We start from the raw sequence: 17,025 nt of genomic DNA on the forward strand, positions 1-17,025 counted from the left end.
AATATGAAAAAACCTCACAGTAATTACACTGTGAGGTTGATATTATAAATGTTGTACTTATTATAAAATTAACATTGCATCACCATAAGAATAGAATTTATACTTTTCTTTTACGGCTTCTTCATATGCTTTCATTATAAAATCATGCCCTGCAAAAGCAGAAACCATCATTAATAATGTAGATTTCGGTGTATGAAAGTTAGTTACCATACAGTTAGCAATACTAAAATCATAAGGAGGAAAAATAAATTTATTAGTCCAACCATTATACGGATTTAAACGATGACTTGCTGATACAGAAGATTCTACTGTACGCATTACTGTAGTACCAATAGCACAAATTTTACGTTTTTCTTCCAATGCGTTGTTTACTGTTTTACAAGCATCTTCAGTAATAATAATTTGTTCAGAATCCATTTTGTGTTTAGATAAATCTTCTACCTCTACCGGGTTAAATGTACCTAAACCAACGTGTAATGTCATCTCTGCAAAATCTACTCCTTTAATTTCTAAACGCTTCATTAAGTGTTTAGAAAAGTGTAACCCAGCTGTTGGAGCTGCTACAGCACCTTCGTGCTTTGCAAAGATTGTTTGGTAACGATCTTCGTCTTCTGGCTCAACCTCTCTTTTAATATATTTTGGTAATGGAGTTTCTCCTAATTCTAATAATTTTTTACGGAACTCTTCATATGATCCATCATATAAAAAACGTAAAGTTCTTCCTCTTGAAGTTGTATTATCTATAACCTCAGCTACTAAACTTTCATCTTCACCGAAGAATAACTTATTTCCTATACGAATTTTACGTGCTGGATCTACTAACACATCCCATAATCTATGTTCAGCGTTTAATTCACGTAATAAAAACACCTCAATTCTAGCTCCGGTTTTTTCTTTATTACCAAACATACGAGCTGGAAAAACTTTGGTATTATTTAACATCATTACATCTCCTTCATCAAAATAATTAATTAAGTCTTTGAAGTATTTATGTTCTATAGTTTGCTCTTTACGGTTTAATACCATTAAACGAGCCTCGTCTCTATGTTCTGATGGGTATTCAGCTAATAATTCAGCTGGTAAGTCAAAGTTAAATTGAGATAATTTCATTGTATTATTTAATTAACGAGGGCAAATATACGACTTCGAGACAGGCGTTGTCAAGCATTTTTACTTTTATTTTACAATTGTTTGTTGAATACCAACTTTTTGAAAATGATCCCAAAAACTTCTGTAAGATTTTGTTACCACTTTTGCATCTAATATTTTTATTGGTACTTTTAAAGCTAACGGTGCAAATGCCATTGCCATTCTATGATCATTGTAAGTAGCAATTGCTATATTTTCTTTAATTTCTGTTGATGGTTTTAAGTGTAAACTTTCATCTGTTACAGTTATTGTTGCGCCCAACTTTGTTAATTCTTCTTTTAACGCCTCTAACCTGTCTGTTTCTTTAATTTTTAAGGTGTGTAATCCAGTTAAATTACAAGCTATGCCTAACCCAAAACAAGTTACAGCTATAGTTTGCGCAATATCTGGTGCATTTTTTAAATCGATATTTAATTCTAAAGAAGTATCTACTGCATTATTTTTTGTTAAAGTAATAGTGTTTTTTTCAAATTTTGTAGTAACTCCTAATTTTTCATAAATAGCCACTAAACAACTATCACCTTGTAAACTTTCTTCTTTATAAGCAGATAAGGTAACTTTTGCACCAACCTCACTCAATGCTATGAATGAAAACCAGTAAGAAGCTGAACTCCAATCTGCTTCAACAGTCATTACTTGATTCGATATTTCTTTTTGAGGTTTTACTTCAATAACATTGTTAGTAAATATTGTGCTTATACCAGCTTGTTCTAACAAGCTTAATGTCATTTTTATATAAGGTACAGATGTTATTTCCCCCTCTAATGTTATAATCAATCCTTCTGGTAAACTAGCGGCTATTAACAATAACGCTGATATGTATTGACTGCTCACATTTCCATTAATAACAACTGATTTTTTTGTTATTTCCTTTCCTTTAATGGCTAGTGGTGGATATCCTTCTTTTTCTATGTAAGATATCTCTGCTCCCAGACTTCGTAGTGCATTTACTAAAATTTCAATTGGTCTGTTATGCATTCTTTCCGAACCTTGAAGTGTCTTAACAACTCCTTCTGTACGTGCAAAATATGCAGTTAAAAAACGCATAGCTGTACCTGCATGACCAATATCTACTATTTTGTCATTTGTGGTTAAAGCATGTTTTAAATGTACTGTATCATCTGAATCTGATAGATTTTCTATAGTTATTTCCGGATATAATTTCTGTAAAATTAACAATCGATTACTCTCACTTTTAGAACCAGAAATAGTTATTTCATTAACATCCAGCTCGTTTTTAGTTTTCTTTAACAATAAATCCATCAATAAAATTTTATATTTAGCTTTTAATCAACTAACTCAAAAATGAAAAAACTACTAATACTGTTGTGCGGTCTTCTCTTTTGGCCAAACAACAAAGTTAATGCTCAAAAAAACGATAACCAATTTTCTAAAGAACATTTTAGTGCAATTACTTGGCGAAATATCGGTCCGTTTAGAGGTGGTAGAAGTTGCGCTGTAACTGGTGTTGCTAAGAAGCCCAACCTCTTTTACATGGGAAGTACTGGTGGTGGTGTATGGAAAACTAACGATGCGGGTAATACTTGGCAAAATATTTCTGATGGATTTTTTGGTGGCTCAGTAGGATCTATAGCTGTGAGCGAATGGGATAATAATGTGATTTATGTTGGTATGGGTGAAAAAACGGTTCGTGGTAATGTATCATCTGGCGACGGCATTTGGAAATCTATAGACGCTGGTAAAACATGGCAACATATGGGACTTCCTAATTCAAGACATATTGCTCGTGTAAGAATACATCCTCAAAACCCAGACATTGTTTACGCCGCTGTAATGGGTGATTTATACAAACCAACAAATGAAAGAGGGGTTTACAAATCAACTAACGGAGGAAAAACCTGGAAAAAAGTTTTGTTTTCTAGTAAAGATGCTGGTGCAGTTGATTTAATTATCGATCCTAATAACTCAAGAATTTTATATGCCTCTACTTGGAATGTAAGAAGAACTCCTTACAGCTTATCAAGCGGTGGTGAAGGTTCAGGAATATGGAAAAGTACTGATGGTGGTGAAACTTGGGTAATCATTTCTGCTAACAATGGATTACCTAAAGGAATTTGGGGAATAAGTGGCATTACAGTTTCACCGGTAAACTCTGATATTGTTTGGGCACTTATTGAAAATGAAAATGGTGGAGTTTATAAATCTACCGACGCAGGAAAAACTTGGAAACTAATCAATAAAGAAAGAAAATTAAGACAACGTGCTTGGTACTACACTCGTTTATACGCAGATAGTCAAGATGAAAATATTTTATACGTGTTAAATGTAAGATATCATAAATCTACTGATGGTGGTAAGACCTATAAAACGTACAATGCTCCTCATGGTGATCACCACGACCTGTGGATTGCTCCAGAAGACAATCAACGAATGATTATTGGTGATGATGGTGGAGCACAAATTTCTTTTGATGCTGGTGAGAATTGGAGCACATACTATAATCAACCAACAGCGCAATTTTACAGAGTTACTACAGACAATCATTTTCCATACAGAATTTATGCCGCACAACAAGATAACTCTACCATTAGAATAGCTCACAGAACTCAAGGCAGCTTTATATCAGAATCTGACTGGGAAAGTACTGCTGGTGGTGAAAGTGCTCATATTGCAGTAGACCCTTTAAATAATGATATTGTTTATGGTGGTAGTTATGGTGGATTATTAACTAGAAAAAATCATACCACTAACGAAACGAGAGCTATTAATGTATGGCCAGACGACCCAATGGGACATGGTGCTGAAGATTTTAAATACCGTTTTCAGTGGAACTTCCCTATCTTTTTCTCTCCTAATAACAAAAAAAGATTATACGCTGCCTCTAATCATTTACATGTTACCGAAAATGAAGGACAATCATGGAAAGTTATTAGTCCTGATTTAACAAGAAACGACCCAAAAACTCTAGGACCGTCTGGAGGGCCTATTACTAAAGATAATACTGGTGTTGAATACTACGGCACAATATTCGCTGCAACTGAATCTTCGTATGAAAACGGTTTACTATGGACTGGTTCTGATGATGGATTAGTACATATTTCTAAAAATAATGGAGAAAACTGGACCAATGTTACCCCAAAACAAATGCCTGATTGGATGATGATTAATTGTATTGAAGTTGATCCATTTACTAAAGGAGGTGCCTATATTGTAGGTACAAAATACAAATCTGGTGACTACAAACCATATATATACAAAACAGAAAATTATGGAAAATCATGGAAACTAATCACAAAAGGAATTGCAGAGGAAGATTTTACTCGTGCTCTACGTGCTGACCCTAAACGAAAAGGATTATTGTATGCCGGTACAGAAAAAGGAATGTACATTTCATTTAATGATGGTAAAAACTGGCAATCTTTTCAGCAAAATTTACCTATTGTTCCAATTACAGATTTAACCATAAAAAATGATAATTTAATTGCGGCTACGCAAGGTAGATCATTATGGATTATTGATGATTTAACCCCGTTGCATCAAGCTACAACCATGCATAAAAATGAGGCAGTTATTTTATATCAACCTAAAGATGCTTTTAATTTAGCCGGAGGCAGAGGAAGAACATCTAAAACTCAAGGAACAAACCACCCTGGTGGCGTTGCTATTAACTATTACTTGCCTAAAGTAGATGAAAAAGACACAGTATCTTTATCTTTTTATGACAGTGAAAATAATTTGATTAAAAAATATAGCAACAAACCAAATTCTGATAAAGATGAAGAAAAACTTACTGTAAAAGAAGGAAATAGTATTTTTTATTGGAACATGATGTACCCTGGTGCAGAAAGAGTAAAAGGCATGATTTTATGGTGGGCTTCATTGTCAGGACCAATGGCTTTACCAGGAAATTATAAAGTTACCTTAACTCATAACGACACATCTGTTAGTAAAAACTTTTCGATACTAAGAAACCCTACTTCTGAAGCTACTTTGGCAGACATGAAAGCTCAGTTTGATTTTATTAACGATATTAATTCAAAAATGACTGAAATCCACAAAGCTTTAAAAAATGTTCAAAGCATAAAAAAACAAGTAGAAACCTTAAAAAAATCAATAAAAGACAAAGAAAAACATAAAGAACTAATAACTTATGCCAATGATTTAGTGAAAGAAATAACTGTTATAGAGGAAACATTATATCAAACTAAAAGTAAAAGCGGACAAGACCCTTTAAATTACCCTATTCGTTTAAACAATAAGTTAGCTCATTTAAATTCTTTGACTAGAATTGGAAATTATGCTCCAACTCAACAAGCTATTGATTTTAAAAATGAAATTACTAAAGAGATCAATATAGAGCTTGATAAACTTTCAACTATTTTTAATACTAAGGTAGCTACCTTAAACCAAAAAATTAAAGAAAGTCAAATAGATTTTATTCAATTAAATTAACAAAAAAGCGACCAATTGGTCGCTTTTTTTATTTCATATTTTTATTGGTAACATACATTCCGTACCCTAAACTAATAACTATTTTTGACAACCAAAAACGAATCCATTTTCCTTCGGAAAATAATGTTTCGTTCATTGCTTCAAAATCTGTTAATGAAAAATTACCGTATGACGCCATTAACAAAGAAAAAACGGTAACTATTAAAAAAAACGGGAGTCCAACTTTAAATACATTAATCCAAAAAGCTTTTTGCTGAAACTTATCTAATAATCTCATAAATGTGTTACTTTAATTTTTCGTTATTGTGATGACGATCGTGATCTCGTTTAGTTTTTAAGTCTAACTTTTTATCAAACGCTTCTTGTAAATTAACACCTGTTTGATTGGCTAAACATAAAACTACAAACATAACATCGGCAAGTTCTTCACCTAAATCTTTATTTTTATCACTCTCTTTTTCACTTTGTTCACCGTATCTGCGAGCAATAATACGAGCAACTTCTCCTACTTCTTCAGTAAGCTGAGCCATGTTTGTTAACTCATTAAAATAACGAACTCCGTGATTTTTTATCCAATCATCAACTTGTTTTTGTGCGTCTTGTATATTCATAATTCTAAATTTCTAAGTCAAAAATAATATTCTTGATTTAAAACGCATAGTTAATTACTTCTTATTAATTATATCTTTTTAAATTTAAAAGACATAGAGAGATAGTACTTTTTTAAACTTAAAAATAACCTGATTTTAAGTTAAGATTTCTTTTTAGCCTTTTTAACTATTAAAAGAAAAACTCCACTTAATAATGATAATGCAAAAATTACATACCAAGTAGTCTCAAAACCTACCTCTTCTACAAGATGCATACCTGAATTATGACCAAAAATATGAGCAATAGAGAATGCTACACTATACAATGCCATATATTCACCTTGATTTCCTTTTTTTGCGCTCTCCATTGCAAAAGCATTAGAAAAAGGAAAAGCAATCATCTCTCCTATTGTCATCATTAGCATACCTATTACCAATATTCCCGACCAACTTGTTACGTTAAAAACCAATATACTTAATGCCAGTAGAATACCTCCAAAAATCATAAGCCCTATTTTGGTATACCTTCCATTTTCTAGCCATTTTACCAATGGCATTTCTAAAGCAAAAATTACAAAACCATTCATTCCCATTAACAGTCCTATTTGGAACTCTGACAAGTAATGTACTTCTTTGTAATACAACGGAATAGTAGAGAAGTATTGTAAAAACACTACTCCAAAAATCATCATTGCTATTAAGAAAACTAAAAATATTTTATCTGAATACACTGAAACAGGATTATCATTTTTAACCTCATCTAATACTCTTGCTTTTTTAGGGTTTAAAACATTAAGTAATAATATTGCTGCTAATGCACAAGTAACTCCATCAACCCAAAACAAACCTTTATAACTTAAGGTTGTTATAATGAATCCGCCAACAGCTGGCCCCGCAGAAAAACCTAAATTAATAGCTAAACGAATTAGTGTTACCGATCTTGTTTTGTTTTCTGGTTTACTGTAAGCACTAAGCGCTACAAACATAGCTGGTCTAAAAGTATCAGCCACCAGCATCAATATAAAAATAGAAGCACAAAACTCTTCAAAAGTTGTAACAAACTGCAACAAAACAAATAAAACACCTGTTAATAACAAGCTTCCTAACATCACTTTATATGAACCTATTTGATCTGTTAGCTTACCTCCTAACCATGAACCTACAACAGAACCTAAACCAAAAAAAGACATAATCCAACCTACATCTTTTAATGTAAAGTTTAAACTCTGAGTTAAATACAATGATAAAAAAGGAATAACCATTGTTCCTGCTCTATTAATTAGTGTTATTAATGATAACCACCAAACTTCTTTCGATAACCCCTTGAAAGTATTTACATAGTTAGAAATTAAATTTTTCATAGTTTTTAGTTGTTAGGTATATAAAAAAAGAAGTCCGACTTAAATAAGTCGGACTTGTATATAATCGTAATGTTTATAAAATTATAATTTATACATAAAAAGCCCTACTTAATGGTAGTTTAACTACCGATTCCCATTGCTTATATGTACAAATTGTTCTCATTTCTAATATTTTACAAAGCAAACATAAGTAAAATATCTATTGGTTGTATATTAAATGTTTGTTTCTTAACTGAATTTTATAGAAATTCGCTTAAACACCTGTTTTTGTTAAATTTTTACTGATGAAAAAATTATTATTCTTATCTGTTTTTATTGCATTGATTGCCTGCGGAAGTACAAAAAGCTTTCAATCTTTTTTTAATGAACATAAAAACGATATAGGCGTTACTGCTTTTCAAGTTCCAAACTTTATGAAAACACTATTAGGCTCTATCTCTCCAGAAATGAACGGTTTATTTGGAAAGGTAAACGACTTTAAGTTTATTACATTTAATGAGATAACACCTGCTAAACAACAAGAATTAATTCAACAAATAAATCTAGTAACATCCAATTACAAAGATATTATTAGAAAAAATAGTGTAGAAAAAACCAAAATTGTAGCTGTAATAGAACATGGCGATATTGTTAAACAGGCTATAATTTTTAATGCAACGCCACAAAAAGCGTCTGCTTTTTATTTAAAAGGTAATTTTAACCCCAATGAGCTTCAGCGTATTTCAGAAACCAATCAGTTTGAAGAACTTTCAGATAAATTAATTCAGAATAACTTTCAAACTCCTATAAACAAAGGATTTAATCCGTATCAACAATAACTTATGAGATCTTTTTTTATATTCATAGTAAGCTGTTTACTTATTTCATGTGACTCAAATGGTAAAAGAACTATTATAGGTGATTCTCCGTTTCAAAAAAAAATGAATAGCGATTTTAAAGACGCATCAAAATCACCACTTACCAAAACAGATTTAAAAAAATTTAAAGGATTAGCTTTTTTTCCTATTGATAATAAATTTAAGATAACAGCTCAATTAACTAAAACACCTAACAGTCCTGTTATCCCATTTCAAACTACTACAGAAAGAATTGTAGCATACAAAAAGTACGGCGTTGTTAGTTTTAATATTGATGGTAAAAATTTTTCTTTAAATATTTATAAAGATGAAGCTCCAGAACCAATTTATAAAGACTATTTATTTTTACCTTTTTTAGATAAAACTAACGGAAGGTCAACTTATAAAGGAGGTAGATATGTGGAAATTCTCACTACTGATGAAAACAAAGAAGGTACACAAATAACTATTGATTTTAACAAAGCTTATAATCCATATTGTGCTTATAATAAAGAATATTCATGCCCGATAACCCCTTCAGAAAATTACTTAGATATACCTATTGAAGCTGGAGTAAAAGCTTATGAAAAACCATAAAATCAATAAAGCCTTCTTATACAAAGAAGGCTTTATTTTTACCACACTAACTATATAAAAGAGCATTAATGCCCATTCATTCTAAAATCTGAATAAGCTTCCATACCATGTTCATGAATATCTAACCCTTCTAACTCTTCACGCTGACTTACTCTTAAACCTATAGATAACTTAAGCGCATATAAAATGATAAAAGAAGTTAACACACAAAAAACAGCTACAGCACCTACACCTATAAGTTGGTTTAAGAACTGATTAAAACCAGCTAATTTTCCAAAAATACCAACTGCTAAAGTTCCCCATATTCCGCATACAAGATGTACAGAAATTGCTCCAACTGGATCATCTAACTTTAAACGATCTATTGCGGCTACTGCCAATACAATTAAAACTCCAGCAATAAAACCAATAATAATAGCATCTGAAACACCCATTACATCTGCTCCAGCAGTAATTCCTACTAATCCACCTAGTACACCGTTTAAAAGCATTGATAAATCGTTTTGCTTGTACTTTAAATATGAAACTAAAAAAGCACCAAAACCACCTGCTGCAGCTGCCAAACAAGTTGTTACTAATACTAATGAGGTTTTACCAGGATCTGCTGATAAAACGGAACCTCCATTAAAGCCAAACCAACCAAACCAAAGTAAGAATACACCTGCAGTTGCCAATGGTAAATTATGTCCTGCAATTACACTAATTTTACCTTTTTTAAACTTACCAATTCTTGCTCCAAGCAACCAAACAGCTACTACAGCTGCCCAACCACCTACCGAATGCACAATGGTAGAACCTGCAAAATCATAAAAACCTAATTTTTCTAAAAATCCTCCACCCCATTTCCACATACCTACTATTGGATAGATGATTCCTACATAAATAGTTGAAAATATAATAAAACTATCTATACGAACACGTTCTGCAACCGCCCCAGAAACTATAGTAGCAGCTGTTGCAGCAAACATTGCTTGAAAAAGAAACTCTGTCCAATATGTATATTGTCCGTTATAATATGCGGCAGTTAAACCATTTTCTGGTAATGATAATCCAAAACCAGAAAAGCCAGCAAAACCTCCAGCAAATTCAGCTCCGGGGTACATTAAATTAAATCCGAGTAAAGCATAGGTTAGCAATCCTATTATAATAATGATAACGTTTTTAAATAATATGTTAACCGTATTTTTGGCTCTAGTTAATCCTATTTCTAACAGTGAAAAACCTAAATGCATTATAAAAACTAATGCAATACATAACATCATCCAAATATTATTTGCTGTAAAAAGTGTATTGTCCATGTTATTATTATTGAAGTGATTCTGTACCTTTTTCTTGAGTTCTAATTCTGTAAGCTTGTTCTACTGGTAATACAAAAACTTTCCCATCACCTACCTCGCCTGTATAGGCTGCCTTTAATAAAACCTCTAATGTTTTATCTAAAAAATGATCAGAAACAACAATAGACAACATTCTTCTTGGAATATCTGTAGTACTATAAGTAACACCGCGATAAACATGTCCTTTTTGTTCATTACCAACACCTGTTACATCCCAATACGTTAAAAAGTTTACTTCAATTTCATGGAGCGCATCTCTAACTTCTTCAAACTTAGATTTGCGAATAATGGCTTCAATTTTTTTCATTGTTAAGATCTGTTAAAGAAGCCATAAAAATAGCAGAAGCCCCTATATAATCAAAAGAAAATGAGACTGTTACTTCATTTTTATTAAATCAAAAAAAATAACCCCTTAAAAAAAGGAGTTATTAAATTACATGGTGTTTTTTTATGATATTCTTACTTTTTACTGAAAGATAACTCTTCTTTTTTATCTAAATCAATAGAAAGTTGCAAATTCTCTAAAAATTCTTTCCTAACTTTTAACTTGGTTGCTGCATGGGCTTTTAAGTTTAATTGACCAAACATTTGTGCTACTTTTATAGCTGTTGGTAATAAATGTTCTTGAGGAACAGTTTTATCTATAAAACCAGCGGCAACAGCATCTTTTGGTGAATACATTTCAGCATTATTAACACTTCTATCAAGATAAACTGACGTTAATTTATTTTTAGCTATTGCAATACCTGCATTATGCATTGTCATACCAATCATTACTTCATTTAAACCAATTTTAAAATCTCCGTCTATTCCTAATCTATAATCTGCAGACAATAATAAAAAGGCTCCTTTTGCTACTGCATGACCAGAACATGCTACAATTACAGGTAATGGAAAAGATAATAACCTGTGTGACAATTCTGATCCTTTAGAAACAAGCTCTTTAGCCGCATCTAATGATTGAGTCATCACCTTTAAATCATATCCACCAGATAAAATACCTGGTTGCCCTGTTAAAATTACTACTTTTTCATCTTCTAATGCCTTATCTAAACACTCATTTATTTCTGCAATTACCTCATGTGAAATAGCATTTACTTTACCATTTTTAATAGTTATAATTGCATAATTATCTTCTGATGAATAGTGTACTAAATTGTTCATTGTTTATAAATATTTTACTAATAAAATTCCTAAAAAAACTGCGATTAAACCAGCTATAACACTTCCGAAAGTATAGAATAGAAATGAGGTGTAATCTCCCGACTTTAATAATAACTGGTTTTCATAAGCAAAGGTAGAAAATGTGGTAAAACCACCACAAAACCCCGTTGCTAACAATAACACTAAGTTTTGTTGTGTTGGTTGTTTTATGGCATAACCTAAAATAGCTCCTATTAAAAAACTTCCAACTACATTTACAAGCATTGTACCTAATGGTAGTACTTGTGAGTTGTTTAAAAGCTTACTAACAAAGTAACGAGCTGTACTACCAATTCCACCTCCAACAAAAACTAATAATAGCTGTTTCATAAGTTACGAAAATAAGAAAACCTCACAATTCTGTGAGGTTTTCAAAAAAGTATCTGTATTTTATTTTACAGGATAATAAATATCCGTTTGCACCTCTAATGGTTTTACTTTTGAGGGATCATTAACATACAACTCATAAATTGGCAGGTTAATTTCCAAATTATTTTTAGATAAGTAAGTATTAATAGCAGTGTGAGCTTCATAATCTCCATCACCATAACCTCCACACTTACTTAAAGTAACTACTTTTGATGCTGGAATTTTTAGTAACTCCATACTATCTTTGGTTGGAACTTCTTTATTTATTGCTGCTCCGATTACCATTTCTGTTTCTCCATTTTCTTCGTCCCAATTAAAGTACAAAGCTCCAGATGTAAAGCTATCATAACTGATTCCAGAAGCAACCAAATGCTCTATTACCTTTGGCATATCATCGTTAAAAGTTTTCATAATAGCTTCTTGATCAATTTTCATAGCATGTCTATACCCTATAAAATATTGATCTTCCGTTTGTTTCTCTTCAATTTTACTTAATGTATATTTAACTGGAATAGTTTCAATATAAGCCTCTAAATTATCTAATCCTTTAGCCAACATAGGACCTAACATTGCATCCCAACCACCAGATATCGCAGAAAATATTTTAAACATAAAAGGAGCTTTATCATCCTTCATGGTCCAAGTAACTTTAGTTCCTTCAGACGTTTCTTCAAAGTTCCAGAGTGTTTCACTTGGTTCATTATCTCCAAAACGCATTTCTTGTAAAATTGAACTATTTGGCTCTAAAGCAACAGTAGTCATACTTCCAGGTCCATCTTTACTAGTCCAACTATCACTTGCTCCAACACCTACAGTTTTATCTCCATAAGTAATAACAATAGTACTATCTTCATCGTGCCATGGCCCCCACTTTTCCCAAGTTTTTAGATCATTAATTGTGTTGAAAACATCGGAAACAGGACGGTTAATTACTTTTGACCTAGATACATTGTAATCAGAAGGTTGCATTGACACATACAACAAACCAATTACCACAAGCGCCAAAATAAGTAACAAAAGGTATTTTAGAAATTTCATAGTTAGCTGATTTTAAGTTAATCAGCCTAAATGTACAAAATAAAATGAATATTAAAACTCTAATTCATCAGCATCATTCCAGTTATACTTCGCTGCAATAATACCTTTATGAACTGCAATAATACCAGGATTAGCTCTAACAGCCGTTTTTATAGCCTTTTCATCACAGCTACCAAATGTGTATGGTAAATTATACTCTTTTTTGAAAGCATCTAACTTTGCTGTTTCACCATAATTAGCATCAAAAACCATTTCTGCAGATGATAACACGTACACTTTATAACCGTTTTGTTGAGCTTTAGCGGCTACTTCTGAAACGGCCTTTAATCCTTCTTTATTAACTTTTTTAACAGTAGTCATTAAAACTAAGAGAGCTTTATCTTGAGACAACATTTCTTCCATCATATCACCTTCTCCAGTTCCAATTTCAAAGTCATGAATTTTTGGTTCTTCTCCGTTAGGTCCAAACATCATTCCTTCCTCTATGTTTGTTCCCACTGCATAGGCTCTAAAATCAATAATAGGCAAATGATTTAATACATAAAATGCTATTAATAATGAAATAACTACAGAACCGAAAGTAGCATAAGAGGCTATTTTTTTTGACATTAATGGCCTTATGAAGCGCACACCCACTATTAAAATGATAATAAAAACCATAAAAATAATGTTTTTATAAAATGTTTCTTTAGGCGTTAACTTAATTGCATCTCCAAAACAACCACAATCTGTAACTTTATTATATGCGTATGAATACCAGGTTAAAAATAAAAATATAAGATTTAAACCAAACAAGCTCCAAACCGTAAATTTTGGCTTATAACCAACTAGTAACATAACACCTAAAACTAATTCTGTAACTATTAACAACACAGAAAAAGCAAGGGCAACTGGTATTAAAAACTCTAAGTTTAATACATCTGCACTGAAATATTCTTCAAATTTGTATTGAGATCCAATAGGGTCTACCAATTTTACAAATCCAGAATAAATAAATAAAAGTCCTACAAGAACTCTAGAAATGTGGGTAAGTAATTTTAACATAATTATGGGGAATTAAATTTTGTTTATTTTTCTTCAGAAAGATGAATCATTGCAAAAACAGCATAATTTATCATATCTTGGTAATTAGCATCTATTCCTTCAGACACTATCGTTTTACCTTTATTATCCTCAATTTGTTTTACTCGTAATAGTTTTTGTAAAATTAAATCAGTTAATGAAGCTACACGCATATCTCTCCAAGCCTCACCGTAATCATGATTTTTATTTTCCATTAACTCTTTAGTTATGGTAACTTGCTTATCATACAAGCTAGTTGCTTCCTCAGTAGTTAAGTCAGGCTGATCTACCACACCTAATTCTAGCTGAATTAAAGCCATAACTGAATAATTAATAATACCTATAAACTCAGATTTTTCCCCTTCATCAACCTTTCTTACATCATTTTCTTGTAATTGACGAATACGTTGTGCTTTGATAAAAATTTGATCGGTTAATGATGGTAAACGTAAAATTCTCCATGCACTTCCATAATCGCTCATTTTTTTAACAAATAAACTTCTACATTCCTGGATTACCGTATCGTACTGTTTTGATGTATTTTGCATTAGCTATCTTCTGAAAAAATCATGTAAAAATAGCAAAACAAAAGTTAATCATTTATTTTTACCTGAAAATTTACAAAAAACTATACAATTATGACCATAAATTGCCTTGGTAATTTAATTGATCTTTCATCTCCCAAGGTTATGGGAATCTTAAATATTACTCCCGACTCTTTTTATGATGGTGGAAAATACAAAAATAACGATGAAATATTGCAACAAGTTGATACTATGTTACAACAAGGTGCAACTTTTATAGATGTTGGTGCCTATTCATCTAGACCCGGAGCAGCTCATATTTCCGAAGAAGAAGAATTAGCACGTATAGTTCCAATTATAGATTTACTTGTAAACAATTTTAAAAGCATTGTTATTTCGGTAGATACTTTTAGAAGTAAAGTGGCTGACACTACACTTAAACATGGTGCCGCTGTAATTAATGATATTTCTGGTGGTAAAATGGATAATAACATGTTTGCTACTATTGCAAAACATCAAGTTCCTTACATTTTAATGCACATGCAAGGCACCCCGCAAAACATGCAACAAAATCCGCAATATAAAAATGTAACTACAGAACTTATTACTTTTTTTGCAGAACAACTTTTTAAATTACACAATTTAAAAGTTAATGATGTTATTATTGATGTTGGTTTTGGTTTTGGAAAAACCATTGATCATAATTTTGAGCTTCTCCAAAAATTATCATTATTTAAAAGTTTGGACGCTCCAATTTTAGCAGGTGTTTCAAGAAAATCAATGCTTTATAAAACATTAAATACTGATGCTGCTAATGCTTTAAACGCAACTACAGTTGCCAACACCATTGCCCTTTTAAACGGTGCTAATATTTTACGTGTACACGATGTAAAAGAAGCAGTTGAAGCTGTAAAAATTGTAAGTAAAATTCAATAAAATTAGTACATTTACCTAAAACCTATTTACAAGAATGAATTTAGACTTTTTACACTTTTCCTTTTTAGATGTTTTAGATATCATTCTTGTTGCTGTATTACTCTACTACATTTATAAACTATTAAAAGGTACCGTTGCTATTAATATTGTAATAGGTATTGCTTTAATTTTTTTAATTTGGAAAGTTACTCAAGCTTTACAAATGGAAATGTTAAGTGGTATTTTAGGGTATTTACTTTCTGGTGGTGTAATTGCTTTAATTATAGTTTTTCAACAAGAAATACGTAAATTTTTATTAATGATTGGTACCACTAACTTTAAAACTAAACGTGGATTTTTAAATCAATTAAAATTTTTACAATCAGAAATTAATGCTGATACCGATGTTGATACTATTTTAAAAACATTCACTGCTTTTTCTAAAGAAAAAACAGGCGCCTTAATTGTTATAGAAAGAACTAATAAGCTTGATTTTATAGCTAATTCTGGTGATAAAATGAATGCCTTAGTTACCGATGCTATTTTAGAAAGTATTTTTTATAAAAATAGCCCTTTGCATGATGGTGCCACTATTATTAGAGATAACTACATTATTGCTACGCGTGTAATTTTACCTGTATCTGAAAACTCAAAAATACCTGCTCGGTTTGGGTTAAGACACAGAGCTGCTATTGGTGTTACTGAAAAAACAGATGCTGTATGTCTTTTAGTTTCTGAAGAAACAGGAGAAATTTCTTACATAAAAGACGGAGAATTTGTTCTTTATAAAAACCAAGATCAACTTAACGAAAAGTTAAAAAAAGATTTATCTGAATAATATTTCATAACTTGTTATTAAAATTACAAGCTATGAAACATCTATTTATTTTTTTACTTTTTACAAGTATTGCAGTAAGCTCTCAAAATTCTAAAATTACTTATTCAGCAAACTTACACAATCCAAAAAAATCTAAGGCAGATTTTATAAAAACACACACTAAAAACGCCTCTTACATGAAGTTTGAACTTCTTTTTAATAAAGAGAAATCATACTTTAAATACATTGAAAACTTATTAATAGACAATTCACTTGATACAACTATTAGCACTAGTCCTAAATTAACTAGAGTATTACTTGGATACTATTCACCTTTTTATCAAAATCAAAAAAAACAGTCTTATTACACAAAACTTTTAGATTACCAACATTATAACGTAAGTCAAGTTAAAAAAACTACTAATTGGGTAATAACTGAAGAACAAAAAAATATTAAAGGATATGTTTGTAAAAAAGCATATAATAAAATTTTTAATAAAAGAAGTGGTAAATATATTACCAACTACGCTTGGTTTACAGAAGAAATACCTCACTCGTATGGCCCAATTGGTTTTGGAGGCTTACCTGGTGTTATCTTAGAATTTCATAAAGGAAAAACAGCTTCTTATTATGCTGAAAAAATAATTATTAATAGCTGCACAGATATACCATTAGATTTGCCACAAGGTCAAGAATTAAGTTCCGATGAAATGACTAAAATGATGAGAATAAAAAGATACAGGGATGAGTCGTCCTAAAATAGGTTGACAGTTTTAAAAAATATATTTAAACCAGAGAAGCTAGCTTCTCTGGT

General features: G+C 31.2%; 18 protein-coding genes. 6 read left to right on the forward strand and 12 right to left on the reverse strand.

Going from position 1 to position 17,025, the window contains the following annotated elements; genetic code table 11:
- Positions 1-60 precede the first annotated feature (60 nt).
- On the reverse strand, positions 61-1,110 hold the full coding sequence (gene queA / locus ACFQ1U_RS08980) for a tRNA preQ1(34) S-adenosylmethionine ribosyltransferase-isomerase QueA (RefSeq protein WP_386107482.1): 1,050 nt from the start codon (positions 1,108-1,110) through the stop codon (positions 61-63).
- Positions 1,111-1,176: 66 nt separating this feature from the next.
- Positions 1,177-2,412 carry a 3-phosphoshikimate 1-carboxyvinyltransferase gene (locus ACFQ1U_RS08985; protein WP_386107484.1) on the reverse strand — a complete coding sequence of 412 codons (1,236 nt, stop codon included), beginning with the start codon at positions 2,410-2,412 and terminating at the stop codon, positions 1,177-1,179.
- 42 nt (positions 2,413-2,454) lie between these two features.
- On the opposite strand from ACFQ1U_RS08985, the gene ACFQ1U_RS08990 reads away from it, so the two are divergent.
- Complete coding sequence (locus ACFQ1U_RS08990) at positions 2,455-5,562, forward strand: VPS10 domain-containing protein (protein WP_386107486.1); 3,108 nt, start codon at positions 2,455-2,457, stop codon at positions 5,560-5,562.
- Between the two features lie 28 nt (positions 5,563-5,590).
- Here ACFQ1U_RS08990 and ACFQ1U_RS08995 read toward each other — a convergent pair whose 3' ends face one another.
- From ACFQ1U_RS08995 to ACFQ1U_RS09005, 3 genes are all read right to left on the reverse strand, one after another.
- A complete protein-coding gene (locus ACFQ1U_RS08995) occupies positions 5,591-5,839 on the reverse strand; it encodes a hypothetical protein (protein ID WP_386107488.1) in 249 nt (82 codons plus the stop codon).
- Positions 5,840-5,846: 7 nt separating this feature from the next.
- Complete coding sequence (locus ACFQ1U_RS09000) at positions 5,847-6,173, reverse strand: nucleotide pyrophosphohydrolase (RefSeq protein WP_386107490.1); 327 nt, start codon at positions 6,171-6,173, stop codon at positions 5,847-5,849.
- 140 nt (positions 6,174-6,313) lie between these two features.
- Positions 6,314-7,513 carry an MFS transporter gene (locus tag ACFQ1U_RS09005; RefSeq protein WP_386107492.1) on the reverse strand — a complete coding sequence of 400 codons (1,200 nt, stop codon included), beginning with the start codon at positions 7,511-7,513 and terminating at the stop codon, positions 6,314-6,316.
- A 284-nt stretch (positions 7,514-7,797) separates the two neighbouring features.
- On the opposite strand from ACFQ1U_RS09005, the gene ACFQ1U_RS09010 reads away from it, so the two are divergent.
- On the forward strand, positions 7,798-8,331 hold the full coding sequence (locus ACFQ1U_RS09010) for a DUF4252 domain-containing protein (RefSeq protein WP_386107494.1): 534 nt from the start codon (positions 7,798-7,800) through the stop codon (positions 8,329-8,331).
- A 3-nt stretch (positions 8,332-8,334) separates the two neighbouring features.
- The gene (locus ACFQ1U_RS09015; RefSeq protein WP_386107496.1) at positions 8,335-8,946 is read left to right on the forward strand and encodes a DUF1684 domain-containing protein; all 612 of its coding nucleotides are present in this window, start codon (positions 8,335-8,337) and stop codon (positions 8,944-8,946) included.
- Positions 8,947-9,011: 65 nt separating this feature from the next.
- Here the strand turns inward: ACFQ1U_RS09015 and ACFQ1U_RS09020 are convergent, their stop codons facing one another.
- The 7 genes from ACFQ1U_RS09020 to ACFQ1U_RS09050 all read right to left on the reverse strand — a co-directional run bounded on the left by ACFQ1U_RS09020 (position 9,012) and on the right by ACFQ1U_RS09050 (position 14,503).
- Positions 9,012-10,244 carry an ammonium transporter gene (locus ACFQ1U_RS09020; protein ID WP_386107498.1) on the reverse strand — a complete coding sequence of 411 codons (1,233 nt, stop codon included), beginning with the start codon at positions 10,242-10,244 and terminating at the stop codon, positions 9,012-9,014.
- A gap of 7 nt (positions 10,245-10,251) precedes the next feature.
- On the reverse strand, positions 10,252-10,590 hold the full coding sequence (locus ACFQ1U_RS09025; protein WP_386107500.1) for a P-II family nitrogen regulator: 339 nt from the start codon (positions 10,588-10,590) through the stop codon (positions 10,252-10,254).
- 152 nt (positions 10,591-10,742) lie between these two features.
- Positions 10,743-11,447 (reverse strand): crotonase/enoyl-CoA hydratase family protein, encoded by a 705-nt coding sequence (locus ACFQ1U_RS09030; RefSeq protein ID WP_386107502.1) that lies wholly within the window; start codon positions 11,445-11,447, stop codon positions 10,743-10,745.
- 3 nt (positions 11,448-11,450) lie between these two features.
- Complete coding sequence (gene crcB / locus ACFQ1U_RS09035; protein WP_386107504.1) at positions 11,451-11,816, reverse strand: fluoride efflux transporter CrcB; 366 nt, start codon at positions 11,814-11,816, stop codon at positions 11,451-11,453.
- A 60-nt stretch (positions 11,817-11,876) separates the two neighbouring features.
- Positions 11,877-12,893, reverse strand: a complete 1,017-nt coding sequence (locus ACFQ1U_RS09040) for an SRPBCC family protein (protein WP_386107506.1) — start codon at positions 12,891-12,893, stop codon at positions 11,877-11,879.
- A 51-nt stretch (positions 12,894-12,944) separates the two neighbouring features.
- Positions 12,945-13,937 (reverse strand): DoxX family protein, encoded by a 993-nt coding sequence (locus tag ACFQ1U_RS09045; RefSeq protein WP_386107508.1) that lies wholly within the window; start codon positions 13,935-13,937, stop codon positions 12,945-12,947.
- A 23-nt stretch (positions 13,938-13,960) separates the two neighbouring features.
- On the reverse strand, positions 13,961-14,503 hold the full coding sequence (locus ACFQ1U_RS09050) for a DUF1599 domain-containing protein (protein WP_386107509.1): 543 nt from the start codon (positions 14,501-14,503) through the stop codon (positions 13,961-13,963).
- Positions 14,504-14,593: 90 nt separating this feature from the next.
- On the opposite strand from ACFQ1U_RS09050, the gene folP reads away from it, so the two are divergent.
- The 3 genes from folP to ACFQ1U_RS09065 are packed head-to-tail and all read left to right on the forward strand — an operon-like array spanning position 14,594 to position 16,969.
- The gene (gene folP / locus ACFQ1U_RS09055) at positions 14,594-15,415 is read left to right on the forward strand and encodes a dihydropteroate synthase (RefSeq protein ID WP_386107511.1); all 822 of its coding nucleotides are present in this window, start codon (positions 14,594-14,596) and stop codon (positions 15,413-15,415) included.
- A gap of 34 nt (positions 15,416-15,449) precedes the next feature.
- Entirely contained in the window at positions 15,450-16,232 is a 783-nt protein-coding gene (gene cdaA / locus ACFQ1U_RS09060; protein ID WP_386107513.1) for a diadenylate cyclase CdaA, read from the forward strand.
- Positions 16,233-16,264: 32 nt separating this feature from the next.
- Positions 16,265-16,969: a GLPGLI family protein gene (locus ACFQ1U_RS09065; RefSeq protein WP_386107516.1), complete on the forward strand. Its 705-nt coding sequence runs from the start codon at positions 16,265-16,267 to the stop codon at positions 16,967-16,969.
- Positions 16,970-17,025: the final 56 nt, after the last annotated feature.

Origin of the sequence: Tenacibaculum geojense (genome assembly GCF_042676005.1) — a bacterium.
In the GTDB taxonomy this organism is placed as follows: domain Bacteria; phylum Bacteroidota; class Bacteroidia; order Flavobacteriales; family Flavobacteriaceae; genus Polaribacter; species Polaribacter geojense.

What these genes read in the sequence shown, in the direction of transcription:
- queA (WP_386107482.1), bottom strand. Translation starts at nt 1,110, where the DNA reads ATGAAATTATCTCAATTTAACTTTGACTTACCAGCTGAATTATTAGCT.
- ACFQ1U_RS08985 (WP_386107484.1), bottom strand. Translation starts at nt 2,412, where the DNA reads ATGGATTTATTGTTAAAGAAAACTAAAAACGAGCTGGATGTTAATGAA.
- ACFQ1U_RS08990 (WP_386107486.1), top strand. Translation starts at nt 2,455, where the DNA reads ATGAAAAAACTACTAATACTGTTGTGCGGTCTTCTCTTTTGGCCAAAC.
- ACFQ1U_RS08995 (WP_386107488.1), bottom strand. Translation starts at nt 5,839, where the DNA reads ATGAGATTATTAGATAAGTTTCAGCAAAAAGCTTTTTGGATTAATGTA.
- ACFQ1U_RS09000 (WP_386107490.1), bottom strand. Translation starts at nt 6,173, where the DNA reads ATGAATATACAAGACGCACAAAAACAAGTTGATGATTGGATAAAAAAT.
- ACFQ1U_RS09005 (WP_386107492.1), bottom strand. Translation starts at nt 7,513, where the DNA reads ATGAAAAATTTAATTTCTAACTATGTAAATACTTTCAAGGGGTTATCG.
- ACFQ1U_RS09010 (WP_386107494.1), top strand. Translation starts at nt 7,798, where the DNA reads ATGAAAAAATTATTATTCTTATCTGTTTTTATTGCATTGATTGCCTGC.
- ACFQ1U_RS09015 (WP_386107496.1), top strand. Translation starts at nt 8,335, where the DNA reads ATGAGATCTTTTTTTATATTCATAGTAAGCTGTTTACTTATTTCATGT.
- ACFQ1U_RS09020 (WP_386107498.1), bottom strand. Translation starts at nt 10,244, where the DNA reads ATGGACAATACACTTTTTACAGCAAATAATATTTGGATGATGTTATGT.
- ACFQ1U_RS09025 (WP_386107500.1), bottom strand. Translation starts at nt 10,590, where the DNA reads ATGAAAAAAATTGAAGCCATTATTCGCAAATCTAAGTTTGAAGAAGTT.
- ACFQ1U_RS09030 (WP_386107502.1), bottom strand. Translation starts at nt 11,447, where the DNA reads ATGAACAATTTAGTACACTATTCATCAGAAGATAATTATGCAATTATA.
- crcB (WP_386107504.1), bottom strand. Translation starts at nt 11,816, where the DNA reads ATGAAACAGCTATTATTAGTTTTTGTTGGAGGTGGAATTGGTAGTACA.
- ACFQ1U_RS09040 (WP_386107506.1), bottom strand. Translation starts at nt 12,893, where the DNA reads ATGAAATTTCTAAAATACCTTTTGTTACTTATTTTGGCGCTTGTGGTA.
- ACFQ1U_RS09045 (WP_386107508.1), bottom strand. Translation starts at nt 13,937, where the DNA reads ATGTTAAAATTACTTACCCACATTTCTAGAGTTCTTGTAGGACTTTTA.
- ACFQ1U_RS09050 (WP_386107509.1), bottom strand. Translation starts at nt 14,503, where the DNA reads ATGCAAAATACATCAAAACAGTACGATACGGTAATCCAGGAATGTAGA.
- folP (WP_386107511.1), top strand. Translation starts at nt 14,594, where the DNA reads ATGACCATAAATTGCCTTGGTAATTTAATTGATCTTTCATCTCCCAAG.
- cdaA (WP_386107513.1), top strand. Translation starts at nt 15,450, where the DNA reads ATGAATTTAGACTTTTTACACTTTTCCTTTTTAGATGTTTTAGATATC.
- ACFQ1U_RS09065 (WP_386107516.1), top strand. Translation starts at nt 16,265, where the DNA reads ATGAAACATCTATTTATTTTTTTACTTTTTACAAGTATTGCAGTAAGC.